Source organism: Acetobacterium tundrae (assembly GCF_008086615.1).
GTDB lineage: Bacteria > Bacillota > Clostridia > Eubacteriales > Eubacteriaceae > Acetobacterium > Acetobacterium tundrae.
In genome coordinates this window covers 121,291-135,996 of record NZ_RXYB01000006.1, presented here as the reverse complement: position 1 = coordinate 135,996, position 14,706 = coordinate 121,291, and the positions used below count along the sequence as shown (strand labels likewise).

The 14,706-nt window shown below is 42.3% G+C and carries 15 protein-coding genes and 1 tRNA gene; 4 read left to right on the top strand and 12 right to left on the bottom strand.

What is annotated here, in order from left to right; genetic code table 11:
• Positions 1-86: 86 nt before the first annotated feature.
• The 4 genes from FZC40_RS07035 to FZC40_RS07020 form a co-directional block, all read right to left on the bottom strand.
• A complete protein-coding gene (locus FZC40_RS07035) occupies positions 87-626 on the bottom strand; it encodes a DUF2284 domain-containing protein (protein WP_148603195.1) in 540 nt (179 codons plus the stop codon).
• Between the two features lie 175 nt (positions 627-801).
• Positions 802-2,451 carry a glutamate--tRNA ligase gene (gene gltX, locus FZC40_RS07030; RefSeq protein WP_148603194.1) on the bottom strand — a complete coding sequence of 550 codons (1,650 nt, stop codon included), beginning with the start codon at positions 2,449-2,451 and terminating at the stop codon, positions 802-804.
• A gap of 133 nt (positions 2,452-2,584) precedes the next feature.
• A tRNA-Glu gene (locus FZC40_RS07025) sits at positions 2,585-2,659 on the bottom strand.
• A 77-nt stretch (positions 2,660-2,736) separates the two neighbouring features.
• On the bottom strand, positions 2,737-3,525 hold the full coding sequence (locus FZC40_RS07020) for a carbon-nitrogen family hydrolase (protein WP_187389061.1): 789 nt from the start codon (positions 3,523-3,525) through the stop codon (positions 2,737-2,739).
• A 352-nt stretch (positions 3,526-3,877) separates the two neighbouring features.
• On the opposite strand from FZC40_RS07020, the gene FZC40_RS07015 reads away from it, so the two are divergent.
• The 4 genes from FZC40_RS07015 to FZC40_RS07005 all read left to right on the top strand — a co-directional run bounded on the left by FZC40_RS07015 (position 3,878) and on the right by FZC40_RS07005 (position 7,590).
• On the top strand, positions 3,878-4,618 hold the full coding sequence (locus FZC40_RS07015) for a DUF5131 family protein (protein WP_148603192.1): 741 nt from the start codon (positions 3,878-3,880) through the stop codon (positions 4,616-4,618).
• Between the two features lie 237 nt (positions 4,619-4,855).
• Positions 4,856-5,980, top strand: a complete 1,125-nt coding sequence (locus tag FZC40_RS17085) for a cysteine desulfurase family protein (RefSeq protein WP_186843720.1) — start codon at positions 4,856-4,858, stop codon at positions 5,978-5,980.
• A 9-nt stretch (positions 5,981-5,989) separates the two neighbouring features.
• Complete coding sequence (locus FZC40_RS17080; RefSeq protein WP_186843719.1) at positions 5,990-6,829, top strand: PP-loop family protein; 840 nt, start codon at positions 5,990-5,992, stop codon at positions 6,827-6,829.
• Complete coding sequence (locus tag FZC40_RS07005; RefSeq protein ID WP_148603191.1) at positions 6,829-7,590, top strand: tRNA threonylcarbamoyladenosine dehydratase; 762 nt, start codon at positions 6,829-6,831, stop codon at positions 7,588-7,590. The genes FZC40_RS17080 and FZC40_RS07005 overlap by 1 nt, the downstream gene beginning before the upstream one ends.
• Before the next feature lie 78 nt (positions 7,591-7,668).
• On the opposite strand, the gene FZC40_RS07000 is transcribed toward FZC40_RS07005, so the two are convergent.
• The 8 genes from FZC40_RS07000 to FZC40_RS06965 form a co-directional block, all read right to left on the bottom strand.
• Complete coding sequence (locus tag FZC40_RS07000) at positions 7,669-8,700, bottom strand: HAMP domain-containing sensor histidine kinase (protein WP_148603190.1); 1,032 nt, start codon at positions 8,698-8,700, stop codon at positions 7,669-7,671.
• On the bottom strand, positions 8,697-9,371 hold the full coding sequence (locus tag FZC40_RS06995) for a response regulator transcription factor (RefSeq protein WP_148603189.1): 675 nt from the start codon (positions 9,369-9,371) through the stop codon (positions 8,697-8,699). Before FZC40_RS06995 ends, FZC40_RS07000 begins: the two co-directional genes overlap by 4 nt.
• Positions 9,372-9,455: 84 nt before the next feature.
• On the bottom strand, positions 9,456-9,866 hold the full coding sequence (locus FZC40_RS06990; RefSeq protein WP_148603188.1) for a zinc ribbon domain-containing protein: 411 nt from the start codon (positions 9,864-9,866) through the stop codon (positions 9,456-9,458).
• A gap of 33 nt (positions 9,867-9,899) precedes the next feature.
• Entirely contained in the window at positions 9,900-10,622 is a 723-nt protein-coding gene (locus tag FZC40_RS06985) for a DnaJ domain-containing protein (RefSeq protein ID WP_148603187.1), read from the bottom strand.
• An 87-nt stretch (positions 10,623-10,709) separates the two neighbouring features.
• Entirely contained in the window at positions 10,710-12,494 is a 1,785-nt protein-coding gene (gene dnaK, locus FZC40_RS06980) for a molecular chaperone DnaK (RefSeq protein WP_148603186.1), read from the bottom strand.
• A gap of 233 nt (positions 12,495-12,727) precedes the next feature.
• The gene (locus FZC40_RS06975; protein WP_148603185.1) at positions 12,728-13,033 is read right to left on the bottom strand and encodes a cupin domain-containing protein; all 306 of its coding nucleotides are present in this window, start codon (positions 13,031-13,033) and stop codon (positions 12,728-12,730) included.
• Between the two features lie 11 nt (positions 13,034-13,044).
• Positions 13,045-13,806, bottom strand: coding sequence for an ABC transporter ATP-binding protein (locus FZC40_RS06970; RefSeq protein ID WP_148603184.1), 762 nt, complete (start codon positions 13,804-13,806; stop codon positions 13,045-13,047).
• Positions 13,799-14,698, bottom strand: a complete 900-nt coding sequence (locus FZC40_RS06965) for an ABC transporter permease (protein ID WP_148603183.1) — start codon at positions 14,696-14,698, stop codon at positions 13,799-13,801. Before FZC40_RS06965 ends, FZC40_RS06970 begins: the two co-directional genes overlap by 8 nt.
• Positions 14,699-14,706: the final 8 nt, after the last annotated feature.

The following is a 14,706-nucleotide window of genomic DNA, read 5'->3' as shown; positions in this document are numbered from 1 at the left end:
CTTTTAAACCCCGAAAGAAAAACCACCGTTCATCCGGTGGTTTTTCTGATGATCCAATTTTATCTGACTATGCCAATTAAAACAAATTAATCAAATAACACACAGCCAACATAAGTCAGCGTATTTTTGCCATAATAGTAATCGACATTATTTAATTTACACAAATCGCTTACCAAAATACCAAAGGCTTCCATGGAAGAAAATGCTTTCTCCGGGAATCGGCATTTTTCATCTGGATAGGTGCATTTTTTGCATATTTGACAACAGCCATCCCCAAGCGGCAACATTTTAACCTTGAGATTGTATAACTGATCAACAAAATTAGAAAAACTTTCATCATGTTTTTCTTTTAGCGCTTCCATCCCCTCAAAATCAAAGCTATCCTCTAGTTCCCCAGTTGTTTGAACAAGCACACCATGTTTATATTTCGCTACTTTTGCTTCACATTCTTCCAACGTTCCGCAGCCAGGAGGACATGCCCAGTTAGTGTCGTACATCTGACATTTGTTAGTCGCACACATTTTACGTACTTCCGGATTTAATAAAACTGATGAGACCTCCATCTCAATCGCTTTTGTAAACCCATTTTCGTTTGCCAAATCCAAGATATCCCGTATTTCAGCCATCCTATTTTTCCTACCTTACTGTGGAAATTTTAACCCTTTTCAGATTCATTTCTTCCCACTAAATTATAAGCTATTTTAGCATAATTACCCCAATAAAGACACTGTTATTTTGAAATAGCAGTGTCTTTATTACATGCATTTAAATATTTTTCGATTCTCTGCTTCTACAACCAGATTAACTAAGACTTCCCATATAGGTCTGCAGACGTGAAAGAACCGATTTTTCACCCAGAATCTGCTGAATGGTCCAGATGTCCGGCGAATTCCGACGCCCGGTAACCGCCAGCCGCACCACTGTGCTGACATCCCCTACGTGGCCATTATAATCTTCGGGATGTTTTTTGTAGTCCTTCATCTTGACGGCATAACCGAGTTTTTCGGTAATATCACGGATTTTATTGAACCAGTTTCCATTGTCATCATTTTGGTCATAAGTCGCCAGATAATCCGTCAGGATCGCCCTGGCTGCCTGAGCATTGACATTCTCAGGCAGCTCATCCACGATGGTGAACCACTCATCAAAGAAATAACTGATAAATTCAAAAATCTGCTGGCAGTATTCCAGGTCTTTTCGCGGTTTCTTCTCATCACGGCCGATCGCCAGAATTTTGATGAGCTTATCCCGATCACGGTTGAAGATCGGAGCCGCTTCCTCTTTATAACGTGTCGCCCAGTTAATGAGGAAATCGGCAATGTCTTCTTCACTCGTTTTGAGCAAGACGTCTTTGGCAACATCATTGAGCTTGTTCATATCAAACAATGCCCCGGAGGTGGACATATGCTCCAGTGAAAACTGAAATTCTTCCAATGGCTGTTCCGGATTCGCCTGGTGCCATTCCTCATAATTGGAATTGGCCAATGTGATAATATACTCCCGAACCGCCGCCGGGAAATGGCCCACCTCGGCATAATAGGAAAGAGACATTTCCGGATCCTTGCGTTTAGACAGCTTACGTTTTGTGTCGCCATCCATTTTCATCAGATGAGCAGTATGACAATACACCGGATGATCCCATCCCAGTATTTCAAACAGTTCCAGATGAATCGGCAGCGTAGACAGCCATTCTTCTCCCCGAACAACATGGGTGATGCGCATAAAATGATCATCCACTACATGGGCAAAATGATAGGTCGGCACACCATTTGTTTTCAGCAGCACTGCATCCATATTGTTTGGATGCACCTGAACACTCTTTCTGATGGCATCCTCGACTTGCATTGTCTCTGACGGATCGCCCGTTGACAAGAGCCGCAATACCCATGGCTCTCCAGCTTTTATTTTAGTTTCAATATCTTCATAGTTAAGGTTGCGATCCAATGCCCATTCCCCATAATAACCTGGCACCAATTTCTGGACTTCCTGCTTCTGTCGGATTTCATCCAACTCTTCTGCTGTTGCAAAAGACGGATAGGCACAGCCTATTTCAACAAGATGTTTTGCCACCGTCTGATAGATCGCCACCCGGTTACTCTGATAGTAGGGACCATATTCACCCTTTTCGCCATCTAAAGTCGCCCCTTCATCAAAATGAATACCGAAATAATCAAGCGCTTTGATGACAACCTCTTCTGATCCTTCAACTTTTCTTTTTTGATCGGTATCCTCGATCCGCAGGATAAATACACCACCCGATTGATGGGCCAACCGTTCATCGGCAAATGCACCATACAGATTTCCCAAATGAATAAAACCGGTGGGACTCGGGCCGAGACGTGTCACCTTTGCCTCAGGCGGTAGCTTTCGTTTTGGATAATGCTCCTCGTAATCCGCCACAGATTTTGTTATGTCCGGGAAAAGCAAATTCGCCAATTTATTGTAATCCATATTAATCTCCTTATCATCATTTGAAACGCGCTTTGCGGGTCTCTCTTTCGTTTCTGGCAAAGACCCAAAAGCATGTCTTTGCGAAAAAAAAGACGATCTCCAGTTTGTCTCTGAAATCGTCTGTAATATCCAATGGTGACCCATAGGGGACTCGAACCCCTGATTCCACCGTGAGAGGGTGGTGTCTTGACCACTTGACCAATGGGTCATCTAACTGTTATATTTTACAGTTAAATGCATCATTTGTAAAGCAGTAATTTAAAAAAGTTATTTTGGTCTTTTTCTCTAATAGAGATCCGCTCTTCTATCATGGAAGATGGTCATTTTATTTCTCGTATTTGCCACTTCTGAAATATCGACGTCACTCAGGATGATCATTTCCTGTGGAAGTTCTCCTGCATCTGCAAGTATCTCTCCCCGAGGATTGATAATCATCGAATTTCCGGCATTGAATTTATTTGGCACAATTTCTCCGCAACCATTGACACATATAACAAACATCTGATTTTCAATGGCTCTTGCCTGGTTCAAAATACGCCAATGGGAGACTCTTTCCAATGGCCACTCGGCCGGTACAAAGAGTATTTTTGATCCGGCCAGTGCTTGTTTTCTGCACCATTCAGGAAATCGAACCTCATAGCAGATAATAATTCCACAATCCACTCCATCAATTTGAAAAGTTACGAGCTGATCTCCGGGAGAATATTTCTTTTCTTCTCCACCAAAACTAAAGAGATGCGTTTTATCATATTCAGCAATAATGTCTCCCGCTCTGTTTGCAATATAGCTGGTGTTAAAATATTTTTCTCCTTTTTTCGTTGCCACAGAACCACCGACGATATTGATGCAAAGTTCCTCTGCGAGTCTACTGAGAAACGCTTTCGTTCTCTGTCCATCGACATCAGCTAGCTGATCTTCCAATTCTTCTGTAAGGAACCCACCACTCCACATTTCAGGAAGCACTGCCACATCCACTCCAGCCTCAGCCGCTTTTCTAAGCAATACCTCGGCATTATTATAATTATGTTCTGTTTTTTTCAGCGCCACCTTCATTTGAATTGCACCTATTTTCATCATCTATCTCCCATATATAATTAATTAATTTCTGATAATATTATCCATTATATCAGAAATTTCAAATAATAAAAGTTCATGCTATAATGGGATCATATAAGAATTAATCCTGCCGATAATTGTAACATCAGTTATCTGTAACATGGCAATCAAGCCGAAGAAATGATCTCCAATCAGCGTCATTGCCAAAACAATCTAACATACCACTAGGCCAAATAGGATATGGCATATCTTTGCGACGTTGAGATATACGCCCTTTTCTCCGACAAATAATAATAGCAGTTGCGAAAGGAAGATGAGCTTTGCGCTCAGCTTCACAAATACCTAAAATAATAACGAAAGGACTGATACTATGGCCCAATGGAACCCATGGCATGGCTGTCATAAAATAAGCCCAGGCTGTCAAAATTGTTACGTCTACCGGATGGATGCAAAATTTGATCGAGATGCATCGGTTGTATCCAAAACAGGCAATTATAATTTGCCGTTGAAGAAAACACGCAGTGGTGAATCCAAACTGAAGCCCGGAGAAACTGTCTTTACCTGTTTCAGTTCCGATTTTTTTCTTGATCTAGCTGATGATTGGCGCATTGACGCATGGAAGATGATTCGACTAAGAAGAGATCTGCATTTTTTCATTATTACCAAGCGCATTGACCGATTTGAAGTAAGTCTCCCTTTGGATTGGTGCGACGGCTATGACAATGTGACCATCTACTCAACCTGTGAAAATCAGGATCGAGCCAATTACCGGCTGCCAATCCTGTTAAGCCTGCCGATCAAACACAAGGGCATTACCTGTGAGCCATTATTGGAGAAAATTGATCTTACTCCCTGGCTGACTGCTTCAATTGAGGAAGTGATTGTGGGCGGCGAATCCGGGAGCAATGCACGCAGCTGCAATTATGACTGGATTCTCGACATCCGGGCCCAGTGCATTGAAAAAAATATTCCCTTTCATTTCAAACAAACCGGAGCAAAATTTGTCAAAGACGGACGTTTATACCGTATCGACAGAAAACTGCAACATTCACAGGCAGTAAAAGCCGGGATCGATTTTTCACCAGCCATGCCGCCGCCTTTGCAACCATAATAACGCTTATCAGAATTCACTCGTCAATATTAACGTTTTGAAATCACTTCATCCAATTTAACCGGTGATTGACTTTCCAATTTCTTAAAAATACCAAGGCTTTAATTGTAATTCCCACTATTTCTATAGTATAATTATCAAATCGGTCTTTGCACAAGTTATTATTGTCTTCTCAAAAACCGTTTTATTAAACCCATCTTTCAATTGAATGGATTAATGACTAGGAGATATAAATTAATGATTTATTTGGATTACGCCGCGGATACGCCGGTTAATCATGAAGTTCTGGATTCCTTTTGTAATATCAGTAAAAAGTATTACGGCAATCCAAATGCGAAACACCACATCGGAGCGCAGGCTAAAAAAATAATTGCCGAATCGACTGAAGCAATTAAAGAAATTCTGGGTTGTTCCGGTATGGAAGTGGTCTATACGTCCGGCGCCAGTGAGGCAAACAATCTGGCGATCAAAGGCATCGCCAGGGCCTACCGGGGCAAAGGCCAACACATCATCTCGACCTGCCTGGAGCACGCTTCAGTCAGTGGCACCTTAACCTGGCTGCAGTCTCAGGGTTATGAAATTGATTTAGTCATGATTCAGAAAGACGGGTCGGTGGACCTCGATCATTTAAAAACGTTGCTTCGAAGTGATACCATCTTGGTCTCGGTTGGCTATGTGGACAGTGAACTGGGCATCTGCCAGCCCATTGCCGCAATAGGCGAAATCCTGATGAACTATCCCAACTGTTATTTTCATGTGGATGCCACTCAGGCCGTTGGAAAAATACCCGTAAGTTTTATTAATATCGATTTGGTCACTTTTTCCCCGCACAAATTCTTCGGACTCAAGGGCACCGGAGTCCTGCTAAGAAACGAAACGGTGCTGCTGGAACCGCTGATTCATGGTGGGAGCAGCACCAGCGTCTATCGAAGCGGAACCCCGGATACCGCCGGTGCCGCCGCAACGGCCGCCGCTTTGAAAATCTGTTACGAGACGAGTGCGGAGCGCTATCAACTGGTAAAAGCGAAAAACCTGATGCTGAGAAACGCACTTGCAAACTATCCGCTGGTCACGATTAACAGCACCGCTAGATCGCTTCCGCATTTTCTCAATGTCAGCGTGAAAAATGTGAAAGCAATGGCCTTTCAATCAGCCCTTAATGATTTTGACGTCTGCGTTTCGACAAAATCAGCCTGTTCAACTGATATCACCCCATCAAGAGCAGTATATACTGTGACCGGCAACCGAAACCTGGCTAAATGTTCATGGCGAATCAGCATCTGCCATTTAACAGCAGAAACGGAAATTCAGGATTTTTTGAAAATATTCAATACCTGTTACAATAATCTCACTCAAAAATAGGAGCAGTCAATGGAAAAATACCAAGCAATTGAACAAAGTATAAAAAAGAAATTTCGCGGCAGTATCTGGTGTCGTTTTACCGAAGGAATTAATAAATACCAACTCGTATCCGAAGGCGATAAAATCGCCGTGTGTATCTCCGGCGGAAAAGATTCCATGTTGATGGCTAAGCTTTTTCAGGAGCTCAAGCGACACAACAAATTTGAATTTGAATTAGTTTTTCTGATCATGGACCCCGGTTATAACGATATCAATCGACAGATGATTTTAAACAATCTGGCAATTTTAAATATTGACGCCACTATTTTCGAGACTCAAATTTTTGATTCCGTAGCGGATGTCGACAAATCCCCCTGTTACCTTTGTGCCCGAATGCGACGGGGACATTTATATCACAAGGCACAGGATCTGGGCTGCAATAAAATCGCTCTGGGTCATCACTACGATGATGTCATCGAAACGATTTTGATGGGCATGCTTTATGGCGGGCAGATTCAAACAATGATGCCAAAACTAAAAAGCACTAATTTCGAAACTATGGAATTGATTCGACCCATGTACCTGATTCGGGAAGAAGCGATCATCAACTGGAAACTTCACAACGACCTTCAGTTCCTCCAATGTGCCTGCCGATTTACCGAAAATTGTATGCTGAGCGACAATCAGGGCGGCAATTCAAAACGTCTGGAAATGAAAAATCTGATCAAACAATTTAAAAAGACCAGCCCCTACATCGAAAGCAATATTTTTAAAAGTGTGGAAAATGTCAATCTCAATACCATCATTGCCTATAAAAAAGATGGCATCAAGCATCATTTTCTGGATGAATACAATAATGGAGAAATTTAATGTTAAATCAATTTTCAAGAACCGAATTATTATTAGGCAGTGAAGCCACCGAAAAGCTGGGGAAATCAAGAGTGGCCATATTTGGAATCGGCGGCGTGGGCAGTTATACCGTAGAAGCCCTTGTTCGAAGCGGCATCGGCAGCTTTGACTTAATCGACGATGATAAGGTCTGTCTGACGAATTTAAACCGCCAGCTGATCGCCACCAGAAAAACAATTGGCCAATACAAAGTGGATGTCATGAAAGAACGCATTCTGGAAATCAATCCGAATGCTGAAGTTAACGTCTATAAATGTTTCTTTCTCCCAGAAAACGCTCATGAGTTTGACTTTTCGGCATACTCTTACGTTGTCGATTCGCTTGATACGCTAACCGCCAAAATCGAGCTGGTTCTTCAGGCCCAAAAAGCAGGAACTCCAATCATCAGCTGCATGGGCGCCGGTAATAAATTGGATCCCACACAGTTTAAAGTTGCGGATATCTATGAAACCTCCATGTGTCCCCTGGCAAAAATTATGCGCAAAGAGCTAAAAAAAAGAAGCGTCAAAAATTTGAAGGTCGTCTATTCAACTGAGGAGCCCAGAAAACAAATTGAAAATCAAACCAACAATTGCCGAACAAACTGTGTCTGTCCCCCGGGAACACAAAGAAAATGCTCAGACCGACGGACGATTCCCGGAAGTGTTTCCTTTGTCCCTGCCGTCGCTGGTTTCATCCTGGCAGGCGAAGTGATCAAAGATATCACTTTCGGTTTTAAATAATTTCGCAACCGATTAAATAGCAAAATTTTCAAAGCTGATTATTTTTATTGGACCGGCGATAAATAATCAGCTTGAACTTTATTTGTCCGCAGCATTTTTAGGTAGTCGGACGATAAATGTGGACCCCTTTCCGATTGCGCTCTGTACCTCAATATCGCCTCCGCAAATATTCAAAATACGTTTGACAATGGACAGTCCTAAACCATTTCCTTGAGCTTTATGCCCCAGATCCCCCTGATAGAATTTTTCGAAAATATGAGCGACGGTCTCTTCCGACATGCCGATCCCATAATCAGTAATCTGAACGATGACGGATTTTTCTTCCTCAAAACAGCGAACAGTGAGGATCCCATAATCGTCACTGAATTTAATGGCATTGCTGATCAGATTCATCCATACCTGGGAAAGCATTTCTTCATTTCCAGTATAATGGACTTCATCCATGAGCAAATCCAGAGTCAGTTCTTTCTGGCTCCACTCCTTTTCCAAAATCACCAATACCTTTCGAATTTCCTCATCCAATAAAAAGCTTGTCTGACTGGACAGAATTTCCTGATTTTCATACTTATTTAAAAGCAGAATATTGGTTGCCATATGAGTTAATCGATCGGATTCGGAAATGATGATGTCGGTAAATTCTTTTCGGTCCTCTTTTGACAGATCATCCTTTTGCAATTGCTTTGCAAAACCCTTAATGGAAACAATGGGCGTTTTAAACTCATGGGAGAAATTATTGATAAAATCATTGCGGAATATTTCGATGCTTTCAAGCTCTTTTGCCATGTTGTTAAAACTGTGGATCAAATCATTCAGCTCATTGGATCTATCGGTGCTTTCAACCTGAACGTCGAAATTGCCTTTGGTTACTTCATTTGTCGCTGAGATTAAATCGTTAATGGGTTTTACGATCCGTCTGCTGAACGCCGTTGATAAAAACATGCCAATAAAAACACTGGTCATTGGAAAAATGACCAGCAAAAATCCGGAATCCATTCTGCCAAAGAAAGTTAATAAAAGAAACAGGAAGGATGCTGATAGAAATCCGGATAAAGCCAGAACGATGAAGGCAAACACTGTCAGGATAACATTAAATTTATAGAATGGTTTCAAACTTTTCTCACCGCCTTATAGCCCAGCCCCCGAATCGTCACAATTTCAAATTCATTATATTTATGGAAGCGATTTCGGATCCGGTTGATATGAACATCCACAGTGTGCGGATCGGATTCGCTCTCTAATCCCCAAAAATCATCCATGATCTGAACCCTGGTAAATATCTGGTTTGGATAAGACAGGAGTTTAAATAGAATTTGGAATTCTTTTTGTGGCAGTGTCACCACTTCTTCTCCCCGGGTCACTGACAGGGTATCGTAATCGAGAACAACGGATTTAATTTCGATTTTTCTTTCATTTTTAATTTGGGACCGTCTGAGCAGAGCGGCAATCCGAAGCAGCATTTCATCTTCATCCACCGGCTTAACCATATAATCATCGGTTCCGGTTATAAACCCGTGTTTTACGTCCATCGGATTCTCTTTTGCCGTCACCATCAAAATGGGAATCATGCAACCATCCAAACGCAATTTTTTTGTCAGCTCAAAACCGTCCATCCCCGGCATCATAATATCCATCACAACCAGATCAATTTTAAAACTCGCCAATTTTTCCAGTGCTTCCTCCGCATTATTTGCCAATATCGGCTCATATCCGTCACTGCTGAGTACGACTTTCATCAATTTCCTTGTATTTATATCATCTTCAACCACTAATAGCTTAATCAAAATTTCACCCCGATAACCCAATATGCACCCAACCCCCAGCGCTGGAATTGAGTGCATATTGTGTATTTTTATTTCAATCCCTGTTTACAGGAAAATATGAACCTCAAATTTTTCCTGACATCGGGGACATTTCACCATATTTTTTCCCCGTTTAATCGGCAGCTGAAGGGTCTTTTTACAATGGGGACAGGTGCGAAAACGATGAACTCTGATTTCTTTGAATCGCCGAAAAAACAACTTCACTTTTCTTCTTACCAGATTCCAGACTTTCAACAATTTCTGGTTTTCTCCGGAACGCCTGCTGATATTTCTGGAAAAGCTTCTGAAAATGGCCAAAACAATAAACACGTCTGATATCACCACCAGAATCAGTGAATCAACTTTTATGTTGACAACCATTAACACTGCCCATAATGCAAACATGACATAATAAAGTTGATCGACGCCATAGCGGCCAGACATGAATTTTACTAATTTCTCTTTTAAACGATTCACTTATAATCTCCTAATCTATTAAAACACATTGCTCTAAAACATCAAATGCAAAAACGAAAACAAAAACTGAATCACATAAAATCCAACAAAGACTTTTATAATGGTGCCAAGTGGCGAAAAAGTTGATTTTTGGCGTTCATAGAAATGGCCGCCCTTTTCAATTTTATTCATGACACTTTGATATTCAGTATTACTCGGTTCCATTTGAACCGCCGTTCTGGCGTAATTGAGGGCAGTGGCCTGATCACCTATTTCGTTAGTTGCAACCGCACTATAATAATACCACTTTGCGTTTCTTTCCGAAATATTATTCAGCACATTTAATGCGTCTTGATAATATCCCATATTGATATAGTTTCTGGCCTGATCAAAACCGCTGCTTCTGTTGTTCTGATTCTGATCGGAATAAGAACCGAAAATCCATTCAAAAGGGTCAAATCCTTCAAAAGGATCCGATTGTCTGCCGGTATTTTGATTCCCGCCAAAACCGCCAAATGGATCGTAAGTTGTCCGGCCCTGACTGGCTGATCCGCTCTGATTTCCGTTCATCCCATAAGCAGTGCCATATCCGTTTGCCTTGCCACTCTTTATATCATCATAGGCAGCATTGACCTCACTCATTTTCTTTGCCGCTTCTTGATTGCCAGGATTCAAATCAGGGTGATATTTTTTTGCCAGTTTTTTATAAGCTTTTGTAACGTCCTCATCACTGGCATCATGAGCAACGCCTAATACATTATATGGGTCCAAATTCATTACGATTCTACCTCTTCTAAATTATTATAGTATCAAGTATACCTGTTTAATATTATATTTTGTTTAAACAACCATGATAACTGCAATTTATTTTTCTTTAAAATCAGTATTAAAGGTATCGTCGTCATCATCATCCAGATCATCCGAGTTAGCCCCATTATCCACAACATTTTTTTTGAGCGATTCCATTAAATCCGAAAGTTGATGCCCGGCCTCACTAGTTTCTGCTTTGTCCTTGGATCTCAATGTTTTTTTAGCTTTTTTGACTTCTTCTTTCAATATCCTGCGATCTTCTTTATTAAGTTTCTTACTAAGTTCAGCCGCCTGATAGATTAAGCTTTCCACTTCATTTTTAGCATTTTCCTCTTCCTTATGCTGTCGATCTTCCGCTTCATATTGTTTAGCATCACGAATCGCCTGATCTATTTCCGACTGACTCAAATTGGATGAGGCGGTAATGGTTATCTGTTGCATCTTCCCGGTGCCCAAATCTTTTGCTGAAACATTCACGATTCCATTTGCATCAAGCTCAAAGCTTACTTCTATTTGAGGAACCCCTCTCGCCGCCCGACGAATACCACTGAGCTTAAATTTTCCAAGGGTTTTATTGAATTTTGCCCGCTCCCGCTCGCCCTGGAGAACATGGATCTCAACCGAGGTCTGAAAGTTTCTTGCCGTGGAATAAACTTCGCTTTTTCTAATCGGCAGGGTGGTATTGCGATTGATAATTTTCGAATAGACACCACCCACTGTTTCAATCCCCAGTGACAGCGGGGTGATATCCAAAAGCAGCAATCCATTGACCGCACCGGTCAGTACTCCCGCCTGTAAAGACGCCCCGATTGCCACCCCCTCATCCGGATTAATTCCCCGCAGCGGTTCTTTTTGGGTATATTGCCTGACGGCCTCCTGAACCGCGGGGATTCGCGTTGAACCCCCAACTAAAATGACATGATTGATGTTCGCTATATCAAGGTCGGCATCACTCATGGCCTGACGTACCGGTTCCATTGTCTGCTTGACGAGATGAGCGGTTAATTCATTAAATTTACTGCGGCTGATCTTCATTTCAAAGTTCACCGGGCCGGATTTGTTCTGGCTTATAAATGGTAAACTGATACGGGTTTCGACGATACCGCTCAACTCCATTTTAGCCTGTTCTCCGGCTTCTCTTACCCGGGCCAGAGCGCTGGCATCATGACTAATATTACAGGCTGTCTCCCGTTTTAATTCTTTAAGAATATAATCGGTCAGCACGGCATCAAAATCATCGCCCCCAAGGCGATTATTTCCTGATGTTGCCAGCACCTCGATGACGCCGTCGTTAATCTCCAAGATCGAAACATCAAAAGTTCCCCCGCCCAAATCGTAAACCATGATCTTCTGGGCGTTTTCCTTATTGACACCATAGGCTAAAGCGGCTGCGGTTGGCTCATTAATGATTCTTTGAACATTCAATCCGGCAATTTTTCCCGCATCCTTGGTTGCCTGACGCTGTGAATCGGTAAAATATGCCGGCACCGTAATGACGGCATCGGTAACGGGTTCTCCCAAAAATATTTCTGCGTCCATTTTTAATTTTTGCAGAATCATTGCCGAAATTTCCTGTGGTTTATATTGTTTTCCGTCAATTTTAATGTGATAGTCACTTCCCATTTCACGCTTAATTGAACTGATTGTTCTTTCCGGATTAATAGCCATCTGTCTTTTAGCCGGTTCCCCCACCAATCGTTCCCCCTGTTTTGTAAATGCGACAATTGATGGCGTTGTTCTTCCTCCGTTTTCATTAGGAATGATAACCGGGGAGCTTCCCTCCATGACGGCAACACAGGAATTTGTTGTTCCTAAATCGATACCAATTAATTTTGACATTTTTGCACCAACCTTTTATATTTTTCTTACTCTTATATTTGGATTTGGATAAATTATAATTGACAAACATCAACTCAACATCAACAAAACGATGAATCCTCAATTGTAAACAATTTCATTTGTTTTCGCTATCAATCACTTAAGATAACTTTAATGAACGTAAAAAAACGCATCAGCTTCGTCTAATGCGTTTTGTCCTGCCATCTCGATGCATCATTTTTGCACCTTCTATATTAAATATCTTCTCTACCCGGAGTAAAAAACTCCAGGAATTCCTGATCTTCTTCACTCGGCAAAAAAACGTGTTCGGCGCCTCCGGGAATATGAATTGCCTCTCCCTGTTTCACATGGGTGACGACCCCCTCTATGCTGACATCTGCAGCACCGCTAATCATATAATCGATCTGCTCATGGGGATGTGTATGCAAGGGCGGATTCGTTCCCGCTTTAACAAACATTTTAACCAGGGTACATGCTTTTTCAGCCACCAGCACTTCCCTTTTCACAGTTGGCGGCAGTTTAATAAATGGCTCTTTCATAACGGCCTTCCCTAGCTTTCTTTTAAATGATATAAGGTGCGCAGTTTTTCCGGCGTCAGATCATTCTTCGCCGCCCCGATAAAATCATGAGCGACCACGCCGCGATCCATCATAATGAGTCGATTTCCATAACGAATCGCATCTTCCAGATGATGGGTAATCATCAAAGCGGTCAGCTGGTCCTTTTCGATAATTCGCTCGGTAAACGCCATGACGTCTTCAGCTGTCTTTGGGTCCAGGGCGGCTGTATGCTCATCCAAAAGGATTAATTCCGGCGGTTTGATGGTGCACATAATCAAGGCCACCACCTGACACTGCCCCCCTGACAAATCCATAATCTTGCTGTTTAATTTATCTTCAAGCCCCATTCCCGCTTCCGATAATTTCTCGCGAAAAATAGCTTTGAGCTGTCGCGTCAGCGCCCAGTTGAAATTCTTTCGGTTTTGTCGGCCATAGGCCAGCGCTAAATTTTCCGCAACAGTTAAATGCGGAGCGGTTCCCTTCATCGGACTTTGGAACACTCTCCCAATAAATTTAGACCGCTTATGTTCCGGCATAAAGGTAATATCTTCTTCATCAAGATAGATGTAGCCTTCATTCGGCAGTATCGTTCCGCCAATCAAATTGAAGAGAGTGGATTTTCCGGCGCCATTATTCCCTAAAACCGTAACAAATTCTCCGTTTTCGATGGTTAAATTCAACCCATTTAAAATGTGATTATCGGCCCCATTGTCGATTTTGAAATTTTTATGTAAATCTTTGATTTTAAGCATGTTTGTTCCTCTTCTTCAACTGGTAGTTTTCCTTGTAGTATTGATAGGCTGGAATAGCCAGGGCAATGGCAACGATAATCGCTGAAAGAAGTTTCATCGCATAAGCAGGGAAGATTCTGGTACTGACGGCTACTGCCAGAATCAGTCGGTAGATGATCGACCCCAGTACGCAGCTCATCAGGCCGGCAAAGATCGTTCGCCTGCGGATGAACGCCTCGCCAATAATAACCGCCGCCAAACCGATAACCAGCATACCCGCCCCCGAAGTCATGTCCGCATAGCCCTGGTCGCAGGCAATCAGGCCGCCGCACAATCCAATCAGTGCGTTGCTCACCATCAATCCCATGGTTTTATATAAATCAACACTCATGGATGACGACCGGGCCATCTCTTCATTGTCTCCAATGGCGCGAATGCAGAGTCCGCAGTTGGTTTTAAAAAAAATCACCAGAATCGCGATCATCACGACTGCAACGATCAACGATATCAGAATTTTGGCAATCGTGAAACTCAGTGGCAGTCCGCCGCCAACCATATCATAGATCGTGGTTACTCCCAACAATGTCAGGTTGGATGAGCCCCCCATCACCATCAGGTTGATGGTATACAACCCCGTCATTGTGAGAATCCCGGATAAAATAGCTGGAATACGCAGTTTTGTATGCAGCAGCGCAGTTACCAGACCGGCCGCCGCCCCGGCCAGTAAAGAGAGGAAAATTCCCAAGATCGGATGTCCTCCGGTTACACATACTGCCATCACAGCCATGCCAAATGTGAAACTTCCCTCAGCTGTTAAATCAGGAATATTCAGTACTTTAAAACTGATATAGATGCCCATCGCAATGAGACTGTAAATCAATCCCAATTGTAGGGAACCGATAACTAATGACATAATTTTTT